Annotated in this window: 19 protein-coding genes; 11 read left to right on the top strand and 8 right to left on the bottom strand. The window is 51.6% G+C overall.

Features of this window, described 5'->3' with window-relative positions:
* Window positions 1-116 precede the first annotated feature (116 nt).
* The gene (locus ACTF58_RS03780) at window positions 117-389 is read left to right on the top strand and encodes a hypothetical protein (RefSeq protein WP_438990632.1); all 273 of its coding nucleotides are present in this window, start codon (window positions 117-119) and stop codon (window positions 387-389) included.
* On the opposite strand, the gene recF is transcribed toward ACTF58_RS03780, so the two are convergent.
* The 6 genes from recF to mutM form a co-directional block, all read right to left on the bottom strand.
* Window positions 369-1,472, bottom strand: coding sequence for a DNA replication/repair protein RecF (gene recF / locus ACTF58_RS03775; protein WP_438990631.1), 1,104 nt, complete (start codon window positions 1,470-1,472; stop codon window positions 369-371). The two genes, ACTF58_RS03780 and recF, sit on opposite strands and share 21 nt — an antisense overlap.
* A 21-nt stretch (window positions 1,473-1,493) precedes the next feature.
* Complete coding sequence (gene dnaN, locus ACTF58_RS03770) at window positions 1,494-2,612, bottom strand: DNA polymerase III subunit beta (RefSeq protein ID WP_438990630.1); 1,119 nt, start codon at window positions 2,610-2,612, stop codon at window positions 1,494-1,496.
* A 121-nt stretch (window positions 2,613-2,733) separates the two neighbouring features.
* Window positions 2,734-4,104 carry a chromosomal replication initiator protein DnaA gene (gene dnaA, locus ACTF58_RS03765; RefSeq protein ID WP_438990629.1) on the bottom strand — a complete coding sequence of 457 codons (1,371 nt, stop codon included), beginning with the start codon at window positions 4,102-4,104 and terminating at the stop codon, window positions 2,734-2,736.
* 409 nt (window positions 4,105-4,513) lie between these two features.
* Window positions 4,514-4,777: a 30S ribosomal protein S20 gene (rpsT, locus tag ACTF58_RS03760; RefSeq protein ID WP_438990628.1), complete on the bottom strand. Its 264-nt coding sequence runs from the start codon at window positions 4,775-4,777 to the stop codon at window positions 4,514-4,516.
* Between the two features lie 169 nt (window positions 4,778-4,946).
* A complete protein-coding gene (locus ACTF58_RS03755) occupies window positions 4,947-5,723 on the bottom strand; it encodes an enoyl-CoA hydratase (RefSeq protein WP_438990627.1) in 777 nt (258 codons plus the stop codon).
* Between the two features lie 66 nt (window positions 5,724-5,789).
* On the bottom strand, window positions 5,790-6,641 hold the full coding sequence (gene mutM / locus ACTF58_RS03750) for a bifunctional DNA-formamidopyrimidine glycosylase/DNA-(apurinic or apyrimidinic site) lyase (protein ID WP_438990749.1): 852 nt from the start codon (window positions 6,639-6,641) through the stop codon (window positions 5,790-5,792).
* 95 nt (window positions 6,642-6,736) lie between these two features.
* Here mutM and ubiE point away from each other — a divergent pair, with 95 nt between their 5' ends.
* The 4 genes from ubiE to ACTF58_RS03730 all read left to right on the top strand — a co-directional run bounded on the left by ubiE (window position 6,737) and on the right by ACTF58_RS03730 (window position 11,886).
* Window positions 6,737-7,480, top strand: coding sequence for a bifunctional demethylmenaquinone methyltransferase/2-methoxy-6-polyprenyl-1,4-benzoquinol methylase UbiE (gene ubiE, locus ACTF58_RS03745; RefSeq protein WP_438990626.1), 744 nt, complete (start codon window positions 6,737-6,739; stop codon window positions 7,478-7,480).
* Window positions 7,477-9,015 (top strand): 2-polyprenylphenol 6-hydroxylase, encoded by a 1,539-nt coding sequence (gene ubiB, locus ACTF58_RS03740; RefSeq protein WP_438990625.1) that lies wholly within the window; start codon window positions 7,477-7,479, stop codon window positions 9,013-9,015. The genes ubiE and ubiB overlap by 4 nt, the downstream gene beginning before the upstream one ends.
* 91 nt (window positions 9,016-9,106) lie before the next feature.
* Window positions 9,107-11,212, top strand: a complete 2,106-nt coding sequence (locus ACTF58_RS03735; RefSeq protein WP_438990624.1) for a YjbH domain-containing protein — start codon at window positions 9,107-9,109, stop codon at window positions 11,210-11,212.
* Window positions 11,209-11,886, top strand: a complete 678-nt coding sequence (locus tag ACTF58_RS03730) for a YjbF family lipoprotein (protein WP_438990623.1) — start codon at window positions 11,209-11,211, stop codon at window positions 11,884-11,886. The genes ACTF58_RS03735 and ACTF58_RS03730 overlap by 4 nt, the downstream gene beginning before the upstream one ends.
* On the opposite strand, the gene ACTF58_RS03725 is transcribed toward ACTF58_RS03730, so the two are convergent.
* Window positions 11,883-12,536, bottom strand: a complete 654-nt coding sequence (locus ACTF58_RS03725; protein WP_438990622.1) for a flagellar hook capping FlgD N-terminal domain-containing protein — start codon at window positions 12,534-12,536, stop codon at window positions 11,883-11,885. The genes ACTF58_RS03730 and ACTF58_RS03725 overlap by 4 nt on opposite strands.
* Window positions 12,537-12,547: 11 nt before the next feature.
* A complete protein-coding gene (gene fliK, locus ACTF58_RS03720; protein ID WP_438990621.1) occupies window positions 12,548-14,293 on the bottom strand; it encodes a flagellar hook-length control protein FliK in 1,746 nt (581 codons plus the stop codon).
* A gap of 112 nt (window positions 14,294-14,405) precedes the next feature.
* Between fliK and ACTF58_RS03715 the strand changes: the two genes are divergently transcribed.
* The 6 genes from ACTF58_RS03715 (at window position 14,406) to ACTF58_RS03690 (ending at window position 18,133) form a co-directional block, all read left to right on the top strand.
* The gene (locus ACTF58_RS03715; RefSeq protein ID WP_438990620.1) at window positions 14,406-14,711 is read left to right on the top strand and encodes a rod-binding protein; all 306 of its coding nucleotides are present in this window, start codon (window positions 14,406-14,408) and stop codon (window positions 14,709-14,711) included.
* Entirely contained in the window at window positions 14,689-15,048 is a 360-nt protein-coding gene (locus tag ACTF58_RS03710) for a hypothetical protein (RefSeq protein WP_438990619.1), read from the top strand. Before ACTF58_RS03715 ends, ACTF58_RS03710 begins: the two co-directional genes overlap by 23 nt.
* Before the next feature lie 208 nt (window positions 15,049-15,256).
* Entirely contained in the window at window positions 15,257-16,471 is a 1,215-nt protein-coding gene (locus tag ACTF58_RS03705) for a flagellin N-terminal helical domain-containing protein (protein ID WP_438990618.1), read from the top strand.
* 83 nt (window positions 16,472-16,554) lie between these two features.
* On the top strand, window positions 16,555-16,929 hold the full coding sequence (flaF, locus tag ACTF58_RS03700) for a flagellar biosynthesis regulator FlaF (protein ID WP_438990617.1): 375 nt from the start codon (window positions 16,555-16,557) through the stop codon (window positions 16,927-16,929).
* The gene (flbT, locus tag ACTF58_RS03695; RefSeq protein WP_438990616.1) at window positions 16,926-17,330 is read left to right on the top strand and encodes a flagellar biosynthesis repressor FlbT; all 405 of its coding nucleotides are present in this window, start codon (window positions 16,926-16,928) and stop codon (window positions 17,328-17,330) included. Before flaF ends, flbT begins: the two co-directional genes overlap by 4 nt.
* A complete protein-coding gene (locus ACTF58_RS03690; RefSeq protein WP_438990615.1) occupies window positions 17,327-18,133 on the top strand; it encodes a DUF1217 domain-containing protein in 807 nt (268 codons plus the stop codon). Before flbT ends, ACTF58_RS03690 begins: the two co-directional genes overlap by 4 nt.
* Window positions 18,134-18,180 lie beyond the last annotated feature (47 nt).

Raw genomic sequence — 18,180 nt, 5'->3', positions numbered from 1 at the left:
GAAATAGGCCGAGGCAGGTTGTTACTTCATCATATTAAAATAAAACCACTTCAAAAAACACAATCATGCCATCAACTACTCTGCTCTTTGGCACAGTGTTTTGCGAGGTTACTTTCATGAAAAATCAAATCTCGTCAAAATATCACGCTCCGGATACCTCCTCCTTCAAGCCCATGAGACCACAGGACAAAGTCTTATGGTCGCCAATGGAGGCGGTGCTCTTCTCTGCTGCAAACGTTGCTGTCTTTGCGTTCCTTATGGGACATGGCCATTACGCCTATATCGCCCACCTCTTCGAACCGGTTTTTGCTATCGGCCTCTTTGTCGTGTGCGCACAATGGGCATACCAAATCTGGCGCAAAAAACAGTCAAGTCATGATCAACCGTGAGGCTTCAAGGCCTTCTTGAACCTCAATATGCTGGGCACGATCACCCAGCTCCGCAAACAGTTCTGGACCTGTGCCAGTCATCCAAGCTTGCGCGCCCAAAGCGCATATCTCGTCATAAAGCGCAGCGCGACGGTTCGAATCAAGATGCGCCGCAACCTCATCCAAAAGAACAATCGGAGGCGCTCCGACATCCGCCTTCAAGGCCCGCGCGTTCGCAAGAATGAGCGAGATCAAGAGCGCCTTTTGTTCACCCGTCGAGCAGTCTTTCGCAGGCACGGCTTTAGCCGCAAAGACGCCATATAAATCAGAACGATGCGGCCCAACGAGGGCACGCCCCGCCGCCATATCTCTAAAGCGGCTTTCGCTCAGAGCCTCGACGAGATCAGCCGCTGTCTCAGGCATTGCGCCTTCGCTCTGGACAAGCTCCAACTCAGCAGATGGAAAGGTCGTTTCTGCCCCGTCTTGCGCCACTCGAAGACGCGCAAGTGTCGCCACCCTATTGGCGTGAATGCCCGCTCCGCTCTGTGCCATCTTGGCTTCCAGAGCAGCATACCAATGCGTGTCACGAACCTCAGCCTTCAACAGCCTGTTGCGCTCTCGCATGGCCTTTTCGTATTCAAGAGAGAGGTCAGAGTGATCCGGAAAAAAGCTCATGCTCATACGGTCCAGAAAACGCCGCCGCCCGTCCGCCCCCTCTATCCAAAGCCTATCCATCGATGGGATCAACCAAACAACCCGCGCAATCCGCCCCAGCGCAGTCTGTGCAGCAGCCTTATCATCAATCCTGACAGAGCGCGCCGCGCCGTCTTCGGAGCTGGTATCAACCTCATAGGTGCGACCGTCATGCTCGATCAGCCCCGAGAGTTTCCAGCCAATATCCTCTGGCCGCTTCGCCATCTCTTTCGCGGAAGAACGCCGCATTCCGCGCCCGGGAGAGAACAGGGAAACCGCCTCAAGGATGTTGGTTTTTCCGGCTCCATTGGCCCCAAAGATAGCCAAAGGCCGCGCATCAACGTCAAGCTGCGCAGCCTTGTGAGAGCGAAAATGTGAGAGCCTAAGCTTGGTCAGGGCAAGCGAAGCCATGCGTGCTTACCCCGCCACAGCTCAAACGCGCATGGGCATCACGACGTAAACAGCCGATGTGTCATTGCCTTCGCGCATCAAAGTGGGGTCACCCGAAGAATTGAACATAAATACCGCATTTTCGCGGTCCACCTGATTGGCAATTTCGAGCAGATACTTGGCGTTAAATCCGATTTCCAGACGCTCATCGCCATAAGCGACAGCCAGCTCTTCTTCAGCAGCACCACTGTCAGGCGCATTGACCGACAAGATCAGCTTGTCTTCACCAAGCGTCAGCTTCACAGCGCGCGAGCGCTCTGACGAAACAGTCGCCACACGGTCAACCGCCTTGGCAAACTCGGCAGCATCAACTTCAAGTTTGCGTGTATTGCCCTGCGGTATAACCCGCGTGTAATCAGGGAATGTTCCATCAATGACTTTAGACGTCAGGGTGATATCAGGTGTTGCAAAGCGGATCTTAGTCTCGCTTACAGAAACCGCAATCTTGGCCTCATCATCGTCCAGCAGCTTGCGCAACTCACCGACAGTTTTGCGCGGCACAATCACACCCGGCATTTCCGCAGCACCAGGCGGTAGCTCCGCATCAATCCGTGCAAGGCGGTGACCGTCTGTCGCAACGCAACGCAAGACTTTGCCCCCATCTGAATCGGAGATGTGCATATAAACACCGTTAAGATAATAACGGGTTTCCTCCGTAGAGATCGCAAATTTCGACTTATCAAACAAGCGGCGCAACATAACGGCTGGCGCAGAAAAATTTGAGCTGTATTCGGATGTCGCCATCACAGGGAAGTCTTCTTTAGGCAATGTCGCCAAAGAGAAGTTCGAGCGACCGGCTTCGACAGTCAGCCGGCCTTTGGCGCCATCATCCGTCAGCGTCACAAGCGAGCCATCAGGCAGCTTGCGCACAATCTCATGGAGCAGCACAGCCGATACAGTTGTCGCCCCAGCGCGCTCAACTTGTGCATCGGCGCGATCGACCACTTCAATATCAAGATCTGTAGCGCGGAAGCGCACATCGCTGTCCTGCGCCTCAATCAGCACATTCGCCAAAATAGGGATCGTGTTACGGCGCTCTACGACTGACTGTGCTTGTGCCACAGCCTTCAACAGTGCGGCGCGCTCTATGCTAAACTTCATCCCTAGCTCCTCTGTGCTGGCGGGAGCAACAAATTAGCCCATCCCCCAGTCAACTCAAGTTCTTTCTTGTGTTGTCCACTGGAAAGTCAAAGGCGTCAAGCGCCTAGACCCCTGCTCTTGCTTAAGCTTCCAGTATGCGGCGCAGAATCTCTATATCTTCAGCGAGTTGCCCATCCTGAGCGCGCATATCTTCAATTTTGCGCACCCCATACATGATCGTCGTATGGTCACGCCCGCCAAAACAGCGGCCGATCTCTGGAAGGGAACGGCTGGTGAGTTGCTTGCAAAGATACATAGCAACCTGACGTGGGCGCGCATAGGTGCGCACACGCTTCGGGCCAATCATATCGCTCAAACGGATATTATAGTGCTCCGAAACTTTGCGCTGGATTTCTTCGACAGAAATCTTGCGCTCGGAATTGCGCAGCACGTCGGCCAAGCAATCTTGCGCCAGCTCGAGAGTGATTGGGCGGCCTACCAAAGAGGCAAACGCAAACAACCTTGTCAAAGCACCTTCAAGCACGCGCACGTTTGTGCTGATGCGATGCGCAAGGAATTCCAGCACACCCGCATCAAGCGTAAGTTCGGGATATTGCGCCTGCTGCACTTCTACTTTGGATTGAAGGATACCAAGCCGCAGCTCGTAATCTGTTGGGTGCAAGTCCACCACCAAGCCGCATTGCAGGCGGCTTTTGATCCGCTCTTCCAAATCCTTGATCTCACCCGGAGCACGATCGGCTGAAATAATGATCTGCTTTCGCTGATCAACCAGCGCGTTGAAGGTATGAAAGAACTCTTCCTGTGTGCTGTCTTTCCCAGCAATAAACTGGACATCATCAACCATAAGCACATCAACCGAGCGGAACAGTTCTTTGAAATCCATCATCTTGCGGTCGCGCAATGCCTGAACAAAACGATACATGAATTGCTCGGCAGACAGGTATACCACATTCAGATCAGGGCGAGAGGTCTGAAGCTCCCATGCGATTGCGTGCATCAAGTGGGTTTTACCAAGCCCGACGCCACCGTAAAGAAACAGCGGATTGAACGTCACAGGGCCGCCTTCGGCGACACGCTTGGCTGCCGCATGGGCCAGCTCGTTTGGCTTACCAACAACAAAGTTTGAGAAGGTAAATTTCGGGTCCAAAGGGGCCGCAGCAATAGGCGTATCGCGCTTTTGCGGCGCCACATCCAAGGCAGGCGTTACGCTATCTTGGTTCTCTATAGACCGGTTTGCTACGGCAGGAGATTGCGCAGCAACAGTAAAGCGCACGCGAGACACATTTATCCCGACACCCATCATCTGATAGAGAATTTGGTCGCCAAAATTCTGCTTTACGTAATTTCCAAGAAAGGTCGTCGGGACATTAAAGGTAGCAACACCATCACGAACATCATCAAAAGCCAGCGGTTCAATCCAGCTTGCGTAGTTGTTCTTACCAACGGCTTTCAAAAGGTTGCCTTGCAGCGCACCCCACTGTTCATCTGTCATTTTTGTCCCGTTTCGTCCCAATAGCCCAAATTGAGCCAGCATCAAAAAATATCATCTAGGCCCTTGCAGCAGGGCTCCTAAACGAGCGCTCACCAGTCAAAAGGATACATATAGCCTGCTAAAGCTGACTATGTTGTCTCATACCATTTTACTCTTTGGACATATGACCGTGAAAAAGGTTCGGCTTGTTTTACACAGCCAAAATTCGGCCTATCCCCCCAAAGCGAGGTGAATCGCTAAATTGAAATTAGCAATATGCTGGGCGGCCAAGCAACTGATCTTCACGCTTGACTCTCGATTCACTCAAAAAGAATCCCGTGGGCTTTTTTGCCCATTTGAAAACACTGGGAAAAACAAAAAACGGCGCCCCGATCAGAGCGCCGTCAAGTCTTCAAAAGAGCGCTAAAACTTAGCTCAGCGCCTTCACACGTGATGTAAGGCGTGACATTTTGCGCGCTGCTGTATTTTTGTGGAAAACGCCTTTTGTGACGCCGCGCATCAGCTCGGGCTGTGCTGCGCGAAGAGCAGCTGAAGCCGCTTCTTTGTCACCAGAAGCAATCGCTTCTTCAACTTTGCGGAGGTATGTGCGGATGCGCGAACGGCGCGCTTTGTTGACAGCGAAGCGCGCTTCGTTTTGACGGGCGCGTTTTTTTGCTTGGGGCGTATTTGCCATGTGAGTGACCTCGGTTCGGTTATGTTAATTCGTTAAAACGCACTGCGCCCAATAGCCGACACCAAAGTGGTGATTCTAGCCAAAGCGGGCTGCACACGCATATATTGGCTGGCCGTATACGTCAGTTTGCTGCAAATGCAAACCCTTATATATCGGCCATAACCAGCGCTTATCGGTCGCGGAACTGAGGCTGGCGCTTTTCGCTGAACGCGGCCATGCCTTCCTTCTGATCTTCTGTCGCAAACAAGGAGTGAAAGACACGACGCTCAAAGAGCAGACCTTCATTCAGAGTCGTTTCAAAAGAGCGGTTCGTTGCCTCTTTGATTGCCATAACCGTGATCATTGATTTTTCGGCAATCTTGGCTGCAGCGCTCATGGCTTCTTTCATCAGCTCTTTGGCAGGCACCACACGGCTCACCAACCCTGAGCGTTCAGCTTCTTCCGCGTCCATGAAACGCCCGGTAAGGTTCATGTCCATAGACTTTGCCTTGCCTACAGCGCGCGTGAGGCGCTGCGTGCCTCCAAGGCCCGCCATAACGCCAAGATTGATCTCTGGTTGCCCAAACTTGGCCGTATCGGAGCAAATGATAAAGTCGCACATCATAGCCAGCTCGCATCCGCCGCCAAGCGCATAGCCAGAAACGGCTGCGATAATAGGCTTACGGATCCGAGCAATCTCATGGCTTTCTGGCGTAAAGAGATCTTCAGTGAAAACATCCACAAAGCTCTTCTCGCTCATCATTTTGATATCAGCGCCCGCTGCGAAAGCCTTTTCGCTGCCAGTGATAACAATACAACGCACTTTATCATTTGTTTGTGCGTCTTTCAGTGCCTCGACAAGCTCTGTTAGCAGCTCTGCATTGAGCGCGTTGAGCGCTTCAGGGCGGTTTAGGCGGATAAGGGCAATGTGGTCTTCCACGTCGACGATGATCGTCTCAAAGGCCATGTGATGATCGCTTTCGCTTGTTTCACTCAGAGCCGTTTCAATATCATTCCTGTCGCATGGTTCAAGCTATCTTTGACACATGGGGCAGTAGAAGGTCGAGCGACCAGACTGAACGATCCGCTTCACCGTCCCTTCGCAGTCTTGGGTCTGACAGGCTGCGCCCTCCTTGTCGTAGACATTAAATTGGTGCTGGAAATATCCAAGTTCTCCGTTCGCCTGTTTGAAGTCTTTCAAAGAAGAGCCGCCCGCAGTTATTGCCGTTTCCAGCACGTCGCGCACAGCGGGCACAACCCTGTTCAATCGCGCGCGGCTCACTTGTCCTGCCTGTCGCGTCGGGGAAATCCCTGTTTTATGAAGCACTTCACAAACATAGATGTTGCCAAGGCCTGCAATAATCCGTTGATCAAGCAGCGCTGATTTCATTGGCGTGCGCCGTCCTGCAAGCGCCGCCGCCAGATAACTTTCTGAAAAAGAATTGCCCAAGGGCTCAGGCCCCAGCTTCGCCAGAAGCGGATGCTTTTCCGCCGTCTCTGTGGGCAACAGGTCCATCGCCCCGAAACGGCGCGGATCATTAAAAGCGATCCGTGCGCCACCCTCCATCCAGATGATAACATGGTCATGCTTCTCAAGTTGCGGATGCTCATGAACAAACTGTCCCAAAGGATCGCCCGAAACGGTCATCCGACCTGACATACCCAAATGAATGAGGAGTGATTCTCCATTGCTTAAATCAGCGAGGATATATTTGGAGCGCCGCCGTAGCCGCAGCACGTCTTGGCCCTTGAGCCGTTCAGCCATTCGCTCTGGAAATGGCCAGCGCAGATCAGGACGGTTCACATCAACGCGGGCAATGCGAACCCCTTCCATAGAAGGGGCAAGGCCTCGCATCACAGTTTCGACTTCGGGAAGTTCGGGCATGGGCTGCTCGCTTTGCTCTTTTCGTGCCATTTCAGCGCATTGTGCGCATCACCTCAGCACTATATGAGAAGGGAGCACAGCAAACGGCAAGGCCCATGTCAGAGAAAACTACACATTTCGGCTTTCAAACCGTCCCGGAGTCAGAAAAAGCGGGACGCGTTCAAGGTATATTCGGCTCAGTTGCCTCCAAATATGACGTGATGAATGACGCAATGAGCTTTGGCATCCACCGCGTTTGGAAAGACGCGATGATGGACTGGCTCGCCCCACGCCCAGGGCAACGGCTACTCGATGTTGCCGGCGGCACAGGCGACATATCGTTTCGCTTTCTTGCCCGTGCAGGAGAGGCAGACGCCGTTGTATGCGATCTAACAGAACCGATGCTCATTGAAGGGCGCAAACGCGCCGAAGCTGAGCAAATGGCGCGCAAGTTGAACTGGGTTGTCGGCGACGCGATGGCGTTACCTTTCCCTGACAACAGCTTTGATGTCTACACCATCTCGTTCGGAATCAGGAATGTAACGCGCCCTCAAGAGGCCCTTTCCGAAGCGTTCCGCGTTCTGCGCCCCGGTGGGCGCCTCATGGTGCTTGAGTTCAGCCAGATACCCAATGATCTGATGCAAAAGGTCTATGATCTTTATTCCTTCAACATCATTCCAAGGCTCGGCGAAGCCATCGCGGGCGATCGAGACAGCTATCAATATCTCGTCGAGTCGATCCGCCGCTTCCCTGACCAAGACACATTTCTACAGATGATCAAAGACGCTGGCTTTGAGAACACGGGCTATCGCAACCTCAGCCTTGGCATTGCTGCGCTTCATTCAGGCTGGAAGATTTGAAGGGCCCGCACAATATTTTCCGGATGATCCGGATGGGCGCCACGCTTGAGCGCACGGGGGCACTGACCGTTGTGCTTGAAGCTTTTGATGCGCCTCGCCCCCTTCGCATTCTTGCACGCACGCTCGTCTGGCCCTTTCAATGGCTCGGCAAACGCGGCGATCTCGAGCTGCCGCCCCCAGCACGCGCACTTTCGGCGCTTGGGCCAGCCTACATCAAGTTTGGGCAAGTGCTCAGCACCCGCCCCGATCTTGTTGGCGACGATCTCGCCGTTCAGTTGCGTATCTTACAAGATAAACTGCCTCCCTTTCCGACCACGGCCGCCAAGCGGATGATTGAGGAGGAGCTTGGCCAACCATTGGAAGCGATCTTTGAAGACTTCAGCGAACCTGTTGCCGCAGCCTCTATCGCCCAAGTTCACAAAGCCCGCCTGCGCGAAACAGGCGAAACTGTTGCCGTAAAAGTCTTGCGGCCGCGCATAGAGCGTGCCTTTCAGAGCGACATTGATGTGTTTTACTTTGTCGCAAACTTCATCGAAGCCTTCAGCCCTGGCTCGCGCCGCCTCAAGCCTCGCGATGTAATCGAACACTTTGAAGGCGTCGTGAAGGGCGAGTTGGACCTTCGACTTGAAAGCGCCTCAGCAAGTGAGTTTGCCGCCAATACCAAAGACGATGCAGGCTTCGCTTTGCCAAAAATCATTTGGGAACATTCTAGTCGCCACGTCATGACAATGAGTTGGGCAGAAGGCGTTCCGCTTGGCGATAATGACGCAATTGACCAGCTCGGGCTCGATCGTGACGAGCTGGGGACACGCGTGCTTCAACTGTTCTTAAACCACGCATTGCGCGACGGCTTCTTCCACGCCGATATGCACCAGGGCAACCTAAAAGTCGCTCCAAACGGCGACATCATTGCCTTTGACTTTGGCATCATGGGCCACATCGATGACTACACTCGCCGTGTTTATGCTGAGATCCTTTATGGATTCATCAAGCGCGATTACAAACGTGTGGCTGAGGTCCATTTCGAAGCTGGCTATGTGCCTCCCGAACGCGATGTTGATGAGTTTGCCCGTGCCCTGCGCGCTGTTGGAGAACCGATTTTCGGAATGGATGCGTCGCGTATCTCGATGGGAAAGCTGTTGAGCTATCTTTTTGAAGTGACCGAACGCTTCGGAATGGAGACCCGCACAGAGCTGATCCTGCTTCAGCGAACTATGGTTGTGGTCGAAGGCGTTGCTCGCAGTCTCAGCCCCCAGCTCAACATCTGGGATGTAGCTCACCCTATCGTTGAAGATTACATTAAGGGCGCGCTTGGCCCTCGTGCTCTTGCAAATGATCTCGTGAAAACCCTTCGCGTTGTGGCGCGATTTGGACCGCGATTGCCAGGTTTGGTTGAAAAGGCCCTTGCAGCCCAAGCAGCGCCAGAACATGAGCCTGCTCCCTTGCGGACGGGCTTAAAGATCGGACTTGCCACCCTTCTGAGCGCCGGGATTACGGCTATAGCCATGTATTTTCTACTCACCATACACATTTAAAAACCGGCGTTATTAGCCATGCCGACCTTTATCCTACCCAAAGGAGATCGTCTGGTTTAGACAGGTGGTGTAGTAATGACGAGTGCAGGATATGTTTAAAGCATCCTTGGTGAGTGCCACGGCTGGAATTTTCCTTTTGCCTGTGGGCCTTTTAGCTGAACAACAGACCACCGAGTGGATCAATATGTATGGCCTGTCCAGCGGCCTGATTGATATGCCAACAGCCGAAGTCGGCCATGATGGGCGTCTTGCAACAACAATCTCTTACTTTGGCCAAACAACCAAAACGAACCTGTCCTTTCAGCTGACACCACGCTTATCAGGCGTATTTCGTTATTCAGGCATCGATGGTCTCAGACCTCCAGGCTCCGGACTCTCAACTCATTACGACCGTAGCTTTGATGTGCACTATCAAATTTTTGATGAAAAAATGTATCGGCCATCTCTCGCCATTGGTTTGCGAGATTTCTTAGGCACGGGGATATATAGTGGCGAGTATGTCGTTGCGACCAAGTCAGTTGGGCCGAAGCTACGCCTGACTGGTGGGGTCGGTTGGGGGCGACTGGGAAGCCATGGTAGCTTTGCAACTATGGGAGCGCGCCCGTCAGGAACGCTTGGATCAGGTGGCATTCCAAATTATGACAGGTGGTTTCGTGGTCCAGTTGCTGGCTTCGCAGGCATAAATTACCAACACACGAACCGATTGGCCTTCGCGGTCGAGTATTCGTCTGACGCATATGTGCGAGAAGATGGCAGGAGTTTTTATGTTGTGTCGCCCTTTAATTTTGGGGTGAAATACAAACTCAACAACACAGTACTTCTGGGCGCATCCTATATGTATGGTAGCGAGTTTGGGATTAACCTCAGCATCGCACTTGATCCTAAAGACTCCCCAGTAATCGGTGGCAATGATACTGCCCCACAACCTGTTGCTGTACGCGCCTCAAAGTCTGCGCAAGAGCTTGGTTGGACTGTTGAAGTGGCTAAAAATGAGCAGGTTAAGGCCTCGCTCGCTCGAGCCCTAGCTCAAGAAGGTATTGTGTTAGAAGGCAGTCGGATTGAGGGGCAATCCGCAGAGCTCCTCATTCGAAACGAGCGTTTTGATATTGAAAGTCAAGCAGTTGGTCGCACCATGCGTATCATGACCCGCACTTTACCAGATTCAGTAGAAACGTTGAAAGTGACCTTCTCAAATCAAGGCATCCCTGCGGGTTCGGTAACAATTGCACGGTCTGACATTGAAGCCCTCGAGTATGCGCCTGCTTCTGACATATTGAAGCGCACTCGCTTTTCAGCTGATAGTTCCTTACGTAGTTTTGATAGCATCGTTGATACCCATCCACGGCTCACTTGGAATTTTGGCCCCGTCGCCAAATTAAGTGTGTTTGACCCTGATAGCCCCGTGCGCGCAGACTTGCTTGCGCAAATCGAGGGCCAATATCACATTGCGCCTGGTTGGGTGGCATCAGGCGCCTTGAATTATAAATTGGGCGGTAATCTTGATGGCCCTTCCCCAAACAGAGGCGGCTTTGTCGCGATTAACCCACCCCATGCCGTGCGCTCAGATGCGCGCCTTTACGCCATGGGCCGCGGCCCAAAGATTGAGCACCTCACCATCGCTAAATATGGCCGTCTTGGTGACAATTATTATGGGCGCCTGACGGTTGGATATCTTGAACCAATGTATGCTGGCCTCTCTGGCGAAATTCTCTGGAAACCCGTTTCAAGCCGCCTCGCCCTTGGTGCCGAGCTAAATTATGTTGCACAGCGCGATTTTAATCAGAGGTTTGGCCTGCAGAATTATAGCATCGCGACAGGTCACCTATCGGCTTACTACGACCTCGGCAAAGGCTTTCACACCCAAATCGATGTGGGGCGATATCTGGTTGGAGATTATGGCGCAACCGTCGCACTTGATCGAGAGTTTGGTAACGGTTGGCGCGTGGGGGCCTACGTGACTAAAACCGATCTTTCAGCTGAGCAATTTGGAGAAGGCTCCTTTGATAAGGGGATCCGAATTACTCTGCCAATGAGCTGGGCGCTTGGAAACGCCACCAAACGCAAAAGCGAAAGCACCATTCAATCTCTGACCCGAGATGGTGGAGCGCGTGTAAATGTAAACGGCCGGCTGTATAGTAATATTCGCGGCACACATGGCGCAGAAATGCAAAAAACATGGGGACGGTTCTGGAGATGAGCATTCACAAAAGACCAGTTACCTTCATTCTGATCACCTTGATGGCTCTTACGGCCTGCGGCAACCAACCCGATCGTGGTAAGGCGCTGGAAATCGCAAAGGGATTGGCGAATAGGACATCTCGTATCTCGCCCACACTCCCGTCAGCAGAAGAGCTTACTCAAGGCATCACAGCGGCGCTGGAAAATACGGAAAAGCCACTTGCTCTGGCCCATATAGAAGATCGAAAAAACGTCACGCTGCTAACGGAAGTTTCCATGAACGGCCCCTATAGCACGTGGGTGTCGCCCGACAGGCGCACACTCAGCGAGCAACAGGGCATGATAATTTCCAGTCGCGGTCTTGGAGCAGATTTAATGGCTGCAAAGGTAGACCCTTCTTTACAGCTGATCCGCACCAAAAAATCGGGAACAGCAGATCGCACACATGTTTATCTGGATGGTGAAAACCACGAGGTCGTCATGCGATTGAGCTGTAAGATCAAGATCAGTGGAACCGAAACTCTCTCGATTGGTGAGATCCGCTCTCACGTCACAGAATTGAGCGAACTTTGCACTGGAGAAGGCGTGTCGTTTGAAAACACCTATAAAGTTACACCCGCAGGGCGCATCGTTCAGTCACGCCAATGGCTCGGTGCCAAAAATGGTTATGTTACAATCCAAAAACTTCGTTAACTGCGCAGCCCGATCACATCTTCAGGGGAAATCGCACCACCCCCTTGAAGCAATAGAATGATTTGACCGTCGATCATTTGCGCTTCTTCGACACGTTGATAACTTTCGACTGGCGAGTTTCCAAGAAGCGCGCCTTGCGCATAATTCTCGACTTCAAAGCGGTATGATCCCGCTGGCAATGCCGACCCGTTTGCAGACACACCAGCCCACTCGATGGGTTTTCCGTCCAACGCCACAGCCAAGCGCTGCACTTCCTGCCCGCTCTCATCCGATACAACAAGATAGGCTTCATCCGCCAGGCGAGCAGGCAGCGGGTGCAATATAACGGGATCGCCCTCAAATCGAACGGATGCAGCGCTCCGCGCATCCATCCCAACCCAATTGGAGAGCTGCGCGAGATTAGACGACCCCATCTGCGCAGCCAGACCCGCCAACAAATCATTTGTCTTCACTTGTTGTTCTACGGATGAAAAGCTCGCCAACTGAGACGCATATTCTGCCGAATCCATCGGATTGAGAGGATCTTGGTTCTCGGCTTGTGCCGTCAACATCTTAATGAAAGTTTGAAAATCAGACGTCAGAGCCGACTGCGCATTTGCGCTTGCTGTATAGCTTGATGTTTGCCCAAAAGCTGGTGAAATCTCTGTCATGATATGTCCCTCTAAATTCTAACATCAAGGCGCGCATCCGACTTGCGCCACTCATATCTTGATATTTCCAAATCCGATTGACTTGGCTCCAACGCGGCATCCTCCCCTTTGGAAGACGGCAATATGTCTCTTCTATTTGAAGTGTCCTGGCTGAAACTAAAACTTGTCGTGTCAAAGCCTTCAGACGAAAACTCGCGCGCAAGTATATCTCCATGGCGACGAAGCGCTTCAAGTGTTTCTGGCCGTTCTGCAAAGACCTGCACCAGCATGTGGCCCTCACCTGAGCTCATCACAAAGCGAAGTTTCCCTAGTTCTTTAGGATGGAGTTGAAGCTCAATTTCTCGCTTTTTGGTGTTCGCCATTTCATCGAGCGCATCTCTCACAATAACAATCGCGCGCTCCGCATTCAAAACAGGCGCAGCCAGCGAGGGTGCTTGGCCCAAAGAACTTTTATACTCTGCTTGAGAAAACGGGATCAAGGCCTCAGAAGAAATCAATTCGCGGGCGTTGTCCCGCCTTGCTGAAACTTTCCCCAAAACAACTTCCGCAAATGGGGACTGATTGCCAAAGGTCTGTATCGGTGCGCGAACATCAGAAATTTTATATTGTTCTTCAGAAATGTCATCCTGAACACTTTCGGGGTGAGTCGTTCTCGCCTCTGCACTCATTTCAAAATGTCTGTCAGACTTTTCCATCGACGTTACGAAGCTGCCAAAGCGCTCTAACGCAGCCACAGGTAAGACCTGAGCCTCACTCTTGGGTGGAACAATCACAGGCTCAATGGCTCCGGGCTTTATGCGCTCCTCAAACTCTTGTGCCGCCCGATCGGGCAAGTATCCTGGCTTCAATGTCTCGTCCCTCGCGTTTTCGCCAAGAGAACGAAGTGAGGGGGCCTGTTGATGATACCTTTGTTCAAGGGTGGGTATTTGTGTCTCTGAGGTATCTTCTAAAGAGCCTGATGGCTGAAGCCCTGCCGTTTTCTGGCGTACAAAATCGGCACCCACCGACTCGGTATTCTCGTTTGAAACGATCGGATAGTAGTCGCTCCCCACAAGATCAGGCTTTACTTTTCCATTGGCGATAAGGGCGGGCTCTACACTCTCCGATTGCAGATGACCCTGATCACCTACACCTTGAGAGGCAGTATCCGATCGTGTTGCACTTGGAGCTTCAAGAGACACGTCTCCGCGCAAAACCGCTTTGTTCAAATATGAACCCACACCCACGGATAGAATGTTTACACCAGCATTCGTCTCTACTTTTTGTTCGAGGACCTGACGCTCAACGTTGGGTATAATGTCTTGAGATCCTACCTTTAGATGCTGCGTTGCTGCCACGTTTGAAGATGGAGGCCCCGATTGTTTAAAATAAGAGTCGATTTGGGTTGGCGTTGGCAACCGCCCCAAATTTTCTTTCTGAATGCCCAGCTCAATCCCACTCTCACCTTGGCTCTTTTTTTGCGGCTCTTGCTCTAAGGTCGCGTGTGTCAAATCAATATACGTCTCGTCCATATCTCTTTCGGACCCAGAGCTTTCCAAAATATGTGGCTCTATCATCTGAGAGCCTTTGATTTCGCTCTCAGTGCTTGCACTCACATGAGAGAACCCAATCGAAGAGCCCTCTCCAGCACGTTCAAAGAGATCAGCAAAAGCAAGCCCCCCGCTCTCCACAACGGAAGAATTACTCACCGGTAACGCTGATGCTCCAGTGTCGTTCGGTTTCAAAAGTTGCTGCGCAATCGGAGCATTTAACATCATGTTCTAGCCTCGGGATTTCTTCCAACACCGTGACTATCTCATCTTCTGGTTACCGCATATTTACCGTTTCTGGCTTAGAACAATGAATATCCAAAGAATTGGAGGTAATTCCGTGACGAACTTGAAAGCTATTCCTGTTCACATATCGAGACCCGCAGACCTACAAACGCAGCAAAACTCTAAACTGCGAGACGCCGCAAATAGTCTAGAAGCCAGCTTCTTGGCCGAAATGCTGAAAGCCGCAGGCCTAAGCAAAACGAGAGACACTTTTGGCGGAGGCGCTGGCGAAGAGCACTTTGCCTCTTTCTTGGCAGAGGCTCATGCCAAAACGCTTGTTGAGAGCGGCGGAATAGGCCTCGCTGAGTCGATTTTCAACGCACTTAAGGAGAAGTATGATGCCCCAACACAATTCAAATAATCTCATAAGCCAAATTAATGCCCTACTTGAAAAAGAGCATAATGCATTGGTCAATGGCGACCTGGATATGCTCGTAAAATTGCTAGACCAAAAGCAAGCCCTCGTGAGCGCACTCGATGCATCGCCTCTTTCCGATGTAAACACATTGCGTGGACTTCAAACCAAAGCGATCAGAAACCAGGCCATGCTTGAGAGCGCGACACGCGGGATAAAATCTGTATCGAACCGTCTCGCTACCCTTCAAAAAGTGCGTAAGAGCCTCGAAAGCTACGACGCCAGCGGGAAAAAGAAAACGATTACTGGCAGTCACAAAAACACGCTCGAGAAGCGTGCATGAGTGTTTTGTCATAAATTCAGCAGAGTTCTAGAGCGGCCGTTAAGTCTTCATTAAGCCCCACACCCACATGATGTTTTTGCATCCGGTTATCGGGTGGCGCAGCTTCACATCGGAAACGGGGTTGCACACGTCAGAACGGCATAACCCGCCCAAAGAGGGCGAACTTTAGGTGGGCGCAAAGCGCCTCGTGTCAAAAGGAACTCAAACGATGTCAAGTATTCTGACAAATAACAGTGCAATGGTTGCCCTTCAAACTTTGAAGGGTATCAATAAAAATCTATCTGACGTTCAAAACCAAATCTCAACAGGCAAAAGCGTCAGCTCTGCCAAAGAGAACTCAGCTGTCTGGGCTATTTCAAAGGTTATGGAATCCGATGTAAACGGCTTCAAAGCAATATCTGACAACTTGGCCCTTGGTGAGTCTACAGTTGCTGTTGCGCGAAATGCGGCAGAGACAATTACAGACTTGCTCACAGAGATGAAAACCAAGATCGTTGCCGCCCAAGGTGACAACGTGGATCGCACCAAAATCAACACAGATGTTACGGCATTGAAGGAACAAATTGCCTCCGTTGTGTCGGCGGCTCAATTCAACGGCCTCAATCTTGTTGACGGCTCTGCCGCTTCTGTAAACGTCCTGTCGTCGCTTGACCGTTCAGGTGCTGGCGTCACTTCAAGCAACATTCAGGTGACGGGCAACAACCTTTCAACCGGTGGATATGTCGCCAAAGCCGCTTTCGTAACGGGCGCAGCCACAAACGGTGTATCAGCAAGCCTTGACAGCTTCGGGTTTGCCCTAGATGCAACTGGTGGCGCGGCAGATGATGCTGCAATAACTATCGCAACGACAGTTTTTGCGGCAGGTGACAGTATTTCGATGCGTCTTGGCGATACCGATATCTCTTACACAATCACCGCTGAAGATGTTGCATCAACCACAACTAGAGACGTTGTCGCTCTCGGCCTTAAAAACGCAATCGAAGCAACAGGCCTCAACTTAACTGTCGACTATGACAGCGGCACACCTGGCGAACTGGCGATCACAAACACTGGTACCACGAGCCTTGCCGTGAGCGGTCAGTTCATGAATGCCTCAGCAGGTGGCCTCGGCGCCGTTGCCGCGATCAACGTTTCAACTTCAGGCGGGGCTTCAGCGGCTCTGGGCTCTATTGAAACACTGATCAATACGGCTATCGACGCCGCTGCTTCCTTTGGCTCTGCAGAAGGTCGGATTAGCACTCAAGCTGAATTTATCTCAAATCTGACCGACTCTCTTAAATCAGGAATTGGGGCAATGGTTGATGCCAACATGGAAGAAGCTTCAGCGCGCTTGCAAGCTCTCCAGGTCCAGCAGCAGCTTGGTGTGCAATCGCTTTCGATTGCCAACCAGTCTCCTCAAGCTTTGCTCTCTCTCTTCCGATAAGAAGAGCACTGGGTGCGCAGGCGACTGCGCACCCAGCCAATTGATTGCGTTTCCCATAAAATAAGTAATGACGAGGCTGAGCAATGAACGCCCAATCCCAAGCTATCGCGGGGTATACATCCCAAGGTGCCCCTACTCGGACCAATCGGGGGACCGAGTATGAAATCTTCGCCAAGGTTACAAACGCCATGAGAACCGCAGCAACCAAAGGCAAGCAGGGCTTTCCTGCTCTTGCCGATGCGATTCACAAAAACCGAAATCTCTGGACCCTATTGGCAACCGACGTTGCAAGCAGTGGCAACACTCTGTCTCAGGATTTACGTGCGCGTATTTTCTATCTGGCCGAGTTCACTCAAGATTATTCGCCAAAGGTACTAAAATCAGGTGCCAGCGTAGCTCCGTTGATTGAAATTAACGCCGCAATTATGCGTGGTTTGGCGAGCGGAGCAGCAAAATGACAGGTCTCATTCTGAAACTCGGCCCACGGGAACGCGTTCTAATCAATGGCGCTGTGATCGAAAATGGCGACAAACGCTCCCGGCTTGCGATTAAAACACCGGATGCAAAAATTCTGCGCCTAAAGGATGCCATTCACCCGGAGGAGGCCACGACACCTGTTCGCCGTGCCTGTTTTGCGACTCAATTGGTCTTGACGGGAGACAGCACGGCCGACGATGCCAAGTTGCAGATATTACGTCGGATCGAAGAGCTGAGTAGAGTGCTCACGGATCATGACAGTAGGGCACAACTCGACTTGGCGACAATCGCGATTACAGAAAATCAGTATTACAAGTGCCTCAAGGCCCTTCGCACACTTTTACCACGCGAGGAACGCTTACTCGCAACGAGACTACAATGAGCTTTCAACCAATTATCGCCACGTCAGGGTTGGCCGGTTGGAGGCTTTTGCAAAACACGATCGGTCGCCAAACCGAAGCGCATAATAGCTCGCCGGTCATCCAGAATTCGGGAGAGTATTTTTCTGATAACATCAGTAAAGTGAAATCTGCTGATGATTTGGTTGGCGATAGACGACTTCTTGAAGTCGCCCTTAGCGCTTTTGGCTTATCCGACGATATTAATAATAAGTATTTCATCCATAAAGTTCTCTCTGAAGGCACAAGCACTCAGGGCGCTCTCGCAACAAAGCTCTCTGACTCACGGTATACAGCGCTTGCCAACGCCTTTAGTTTTGACACAATTCCCCAAACTGTGATGCCTGGTTTCGCGGAAAAAATAGTTTCCCTATATGAACGCCGCTCTTTTGAAATTGCTGTTGGAGACCAAAACGAAACATTCCGCTTTGGCCTTAATCTTGAGCGAGAGCTACCTCAAATCGCCAGCAAGGAAACTTCGAATGACGCCAAGTGGTATTCAGTCATGGGAAACTCAGCCCTCCGAGAAGTATTTGAAGTTGCTTTTGGCCTGCCGAGCGAATTTGGCCAGATTGACATCGACCAACAATTAGAAGTCTTCAAAGACATTTCACAAAAGCGATTTGGAACGGATAATCTTGCTGATTTTTCCGACCCTGAAACCCTCAACAAACTGACCCAGCTCTATTTTTTGCAAGACCAGATCGCGCAAAACCAATCTCTTAATTCGGGTACAATCGCGCTAACGCTTCTGCAAAGCACTCAGAGTCTTCAATCAAATCAATAAGTCCGTTAACGTCCAGAATAAGGAAATACCCAAGAACAGTAGCGCCA

It is taken from the genome of Lentibacter sp. (assembly GCF_965657785.1).
Lineage (GTDB): Bacteria > Pseudomonadota > Alphaproteobacteria > Rhodobacterales > Rhodobacteraceae > Lentibacter.
Note: the sequence above shows the minus strand (reverse complement) of the source record. Positions and strands in the feature narration are given on the sequence as shown.

What these genes read in the sequence shown, in the direction of transcription:
- ACTF58_RS03780 (WP_438990632.1), top strand. Translation starts at nt 117, where the DNA reads ATGAAAAATCAAATCTCGTCAAAATATCACGCTCCGGATACCTCCTCC.
- recF (WP_438990631.1), bottom strand. Translation starts at nt 1,472, where the DNA reads ATGGCTTCGCTTGCCCTGACCAAGCTTAGGCTCTCACATTTTCGCTCT.
- dnaN (WP_438990630.1), bottom strand. Translation starts at nt 2,612, where the DNA reads ATGAAGTTTAGCATAGAGCGCGCCGCACTGTTGAAGGCTGTGGCACAA.
- dnaA (WP_438990629.1), bottom strand. Translation starts at nt 4,104, where the DNA reads ATGACAGATGAACAGTGGGGTGCGCTGCAAGGCAACCTTTTGAAAGCC.
- rpsT (WP_438990628.1), bottom strand. Translation starts at nt 4,777, where the DNA reads ATGGCAAATACGCCCCAAGCAAAAAAACGCGCCCGTCAAAACGAAGCG.
- ACTF58_RS03755 (WP_438990627.1), bottom strand. Translation starts at nt 5,723, where the DNA reads ATGGCCTTTGAGACGATCATCGTCGACGTGGAAGACCACATTGCCCTT.
- mutM (WP_438990749.1), bottom strand. Translation starts at nt 6,641, where the DNA reads ATGCCCGAACTTCCCGAAGTCGAAACTGTGATGCGAGGCCTTGCCCCT.
- ubiE (WP_438990626.1), top strand. Translation starts at nt 6,737, where the DNA reads ATGTCAGAGAAAACTACACATTTCGGCTTTCAAACCGTCCCGGAGTCA.
- ACTF58_RS03735 (WP_438990624.1), top strand. Translation starts at nt 9,107, where the DNA reads ATGTTTAAAGCATCCTTGGTGAGTGCCACGGCTGGAATTTTCCTTTTG.
- ACTF58_RS03730 (WP_438990623.1), top strand. Translation starts at nt 11,209, where the DNA reads ATGAGCATTCACAAAAGACCAGTTACCTTCATTCTGATCACCTTGATG.
- ACTF58_RS03725 (WP_438990622.1), bottom strand. Translation starts at nt 12,536, where the DNA reads ATGACAGAGATTTCACCAGCTTTTGGGCAAACATCAAGCTATACAGCA.
- fliK (WP_438990621.1), bottom strand. Translation starts at nt 14,293, where the DNA reads ATGATGTTAAATGCTCCGATTGCGCAGCAACTTTTGAAACCGAACGAC.
- ACTF58_RS03710 (WP_438990619.1), top strand. Translation starts at nt 14,689, where the DNA reads ATGCCCCAACACAATTCAAATAATCTCATAAGCCAAATTAATGCCCTA.
- ACTF58_RS03705 (WP_438990618.1), top strand. Translation starts at nt 15,257, where the DNA reads ATGTCAAGTATTCTGACAAATAACAGTGCAATGGTTGCCCTTCAAACT.
- flaF (WP_438990617.1), top strand. Translation starts at nt 16,555, where the DNA reads ATGAACGCCCAATCCCAAGCTATCGCGGGGTATACATCCCAAGGTGCC.
- flbT (WP_438990616.1), top strand. Translation starts at nt 16,926, where the DNA reads ATGACAGGTCTCATTCTGAAACTCGGCCCACGGGAACGCGTTCTAATC.
- ACTF58_RS03690 (WP_438990615.1), top strand. Translation starts at nt 17,327, where the DNA reads ATGAGCTTTCAACCAATTATCGCCACGTCAGGGTTGGCCGGTTGGAGG.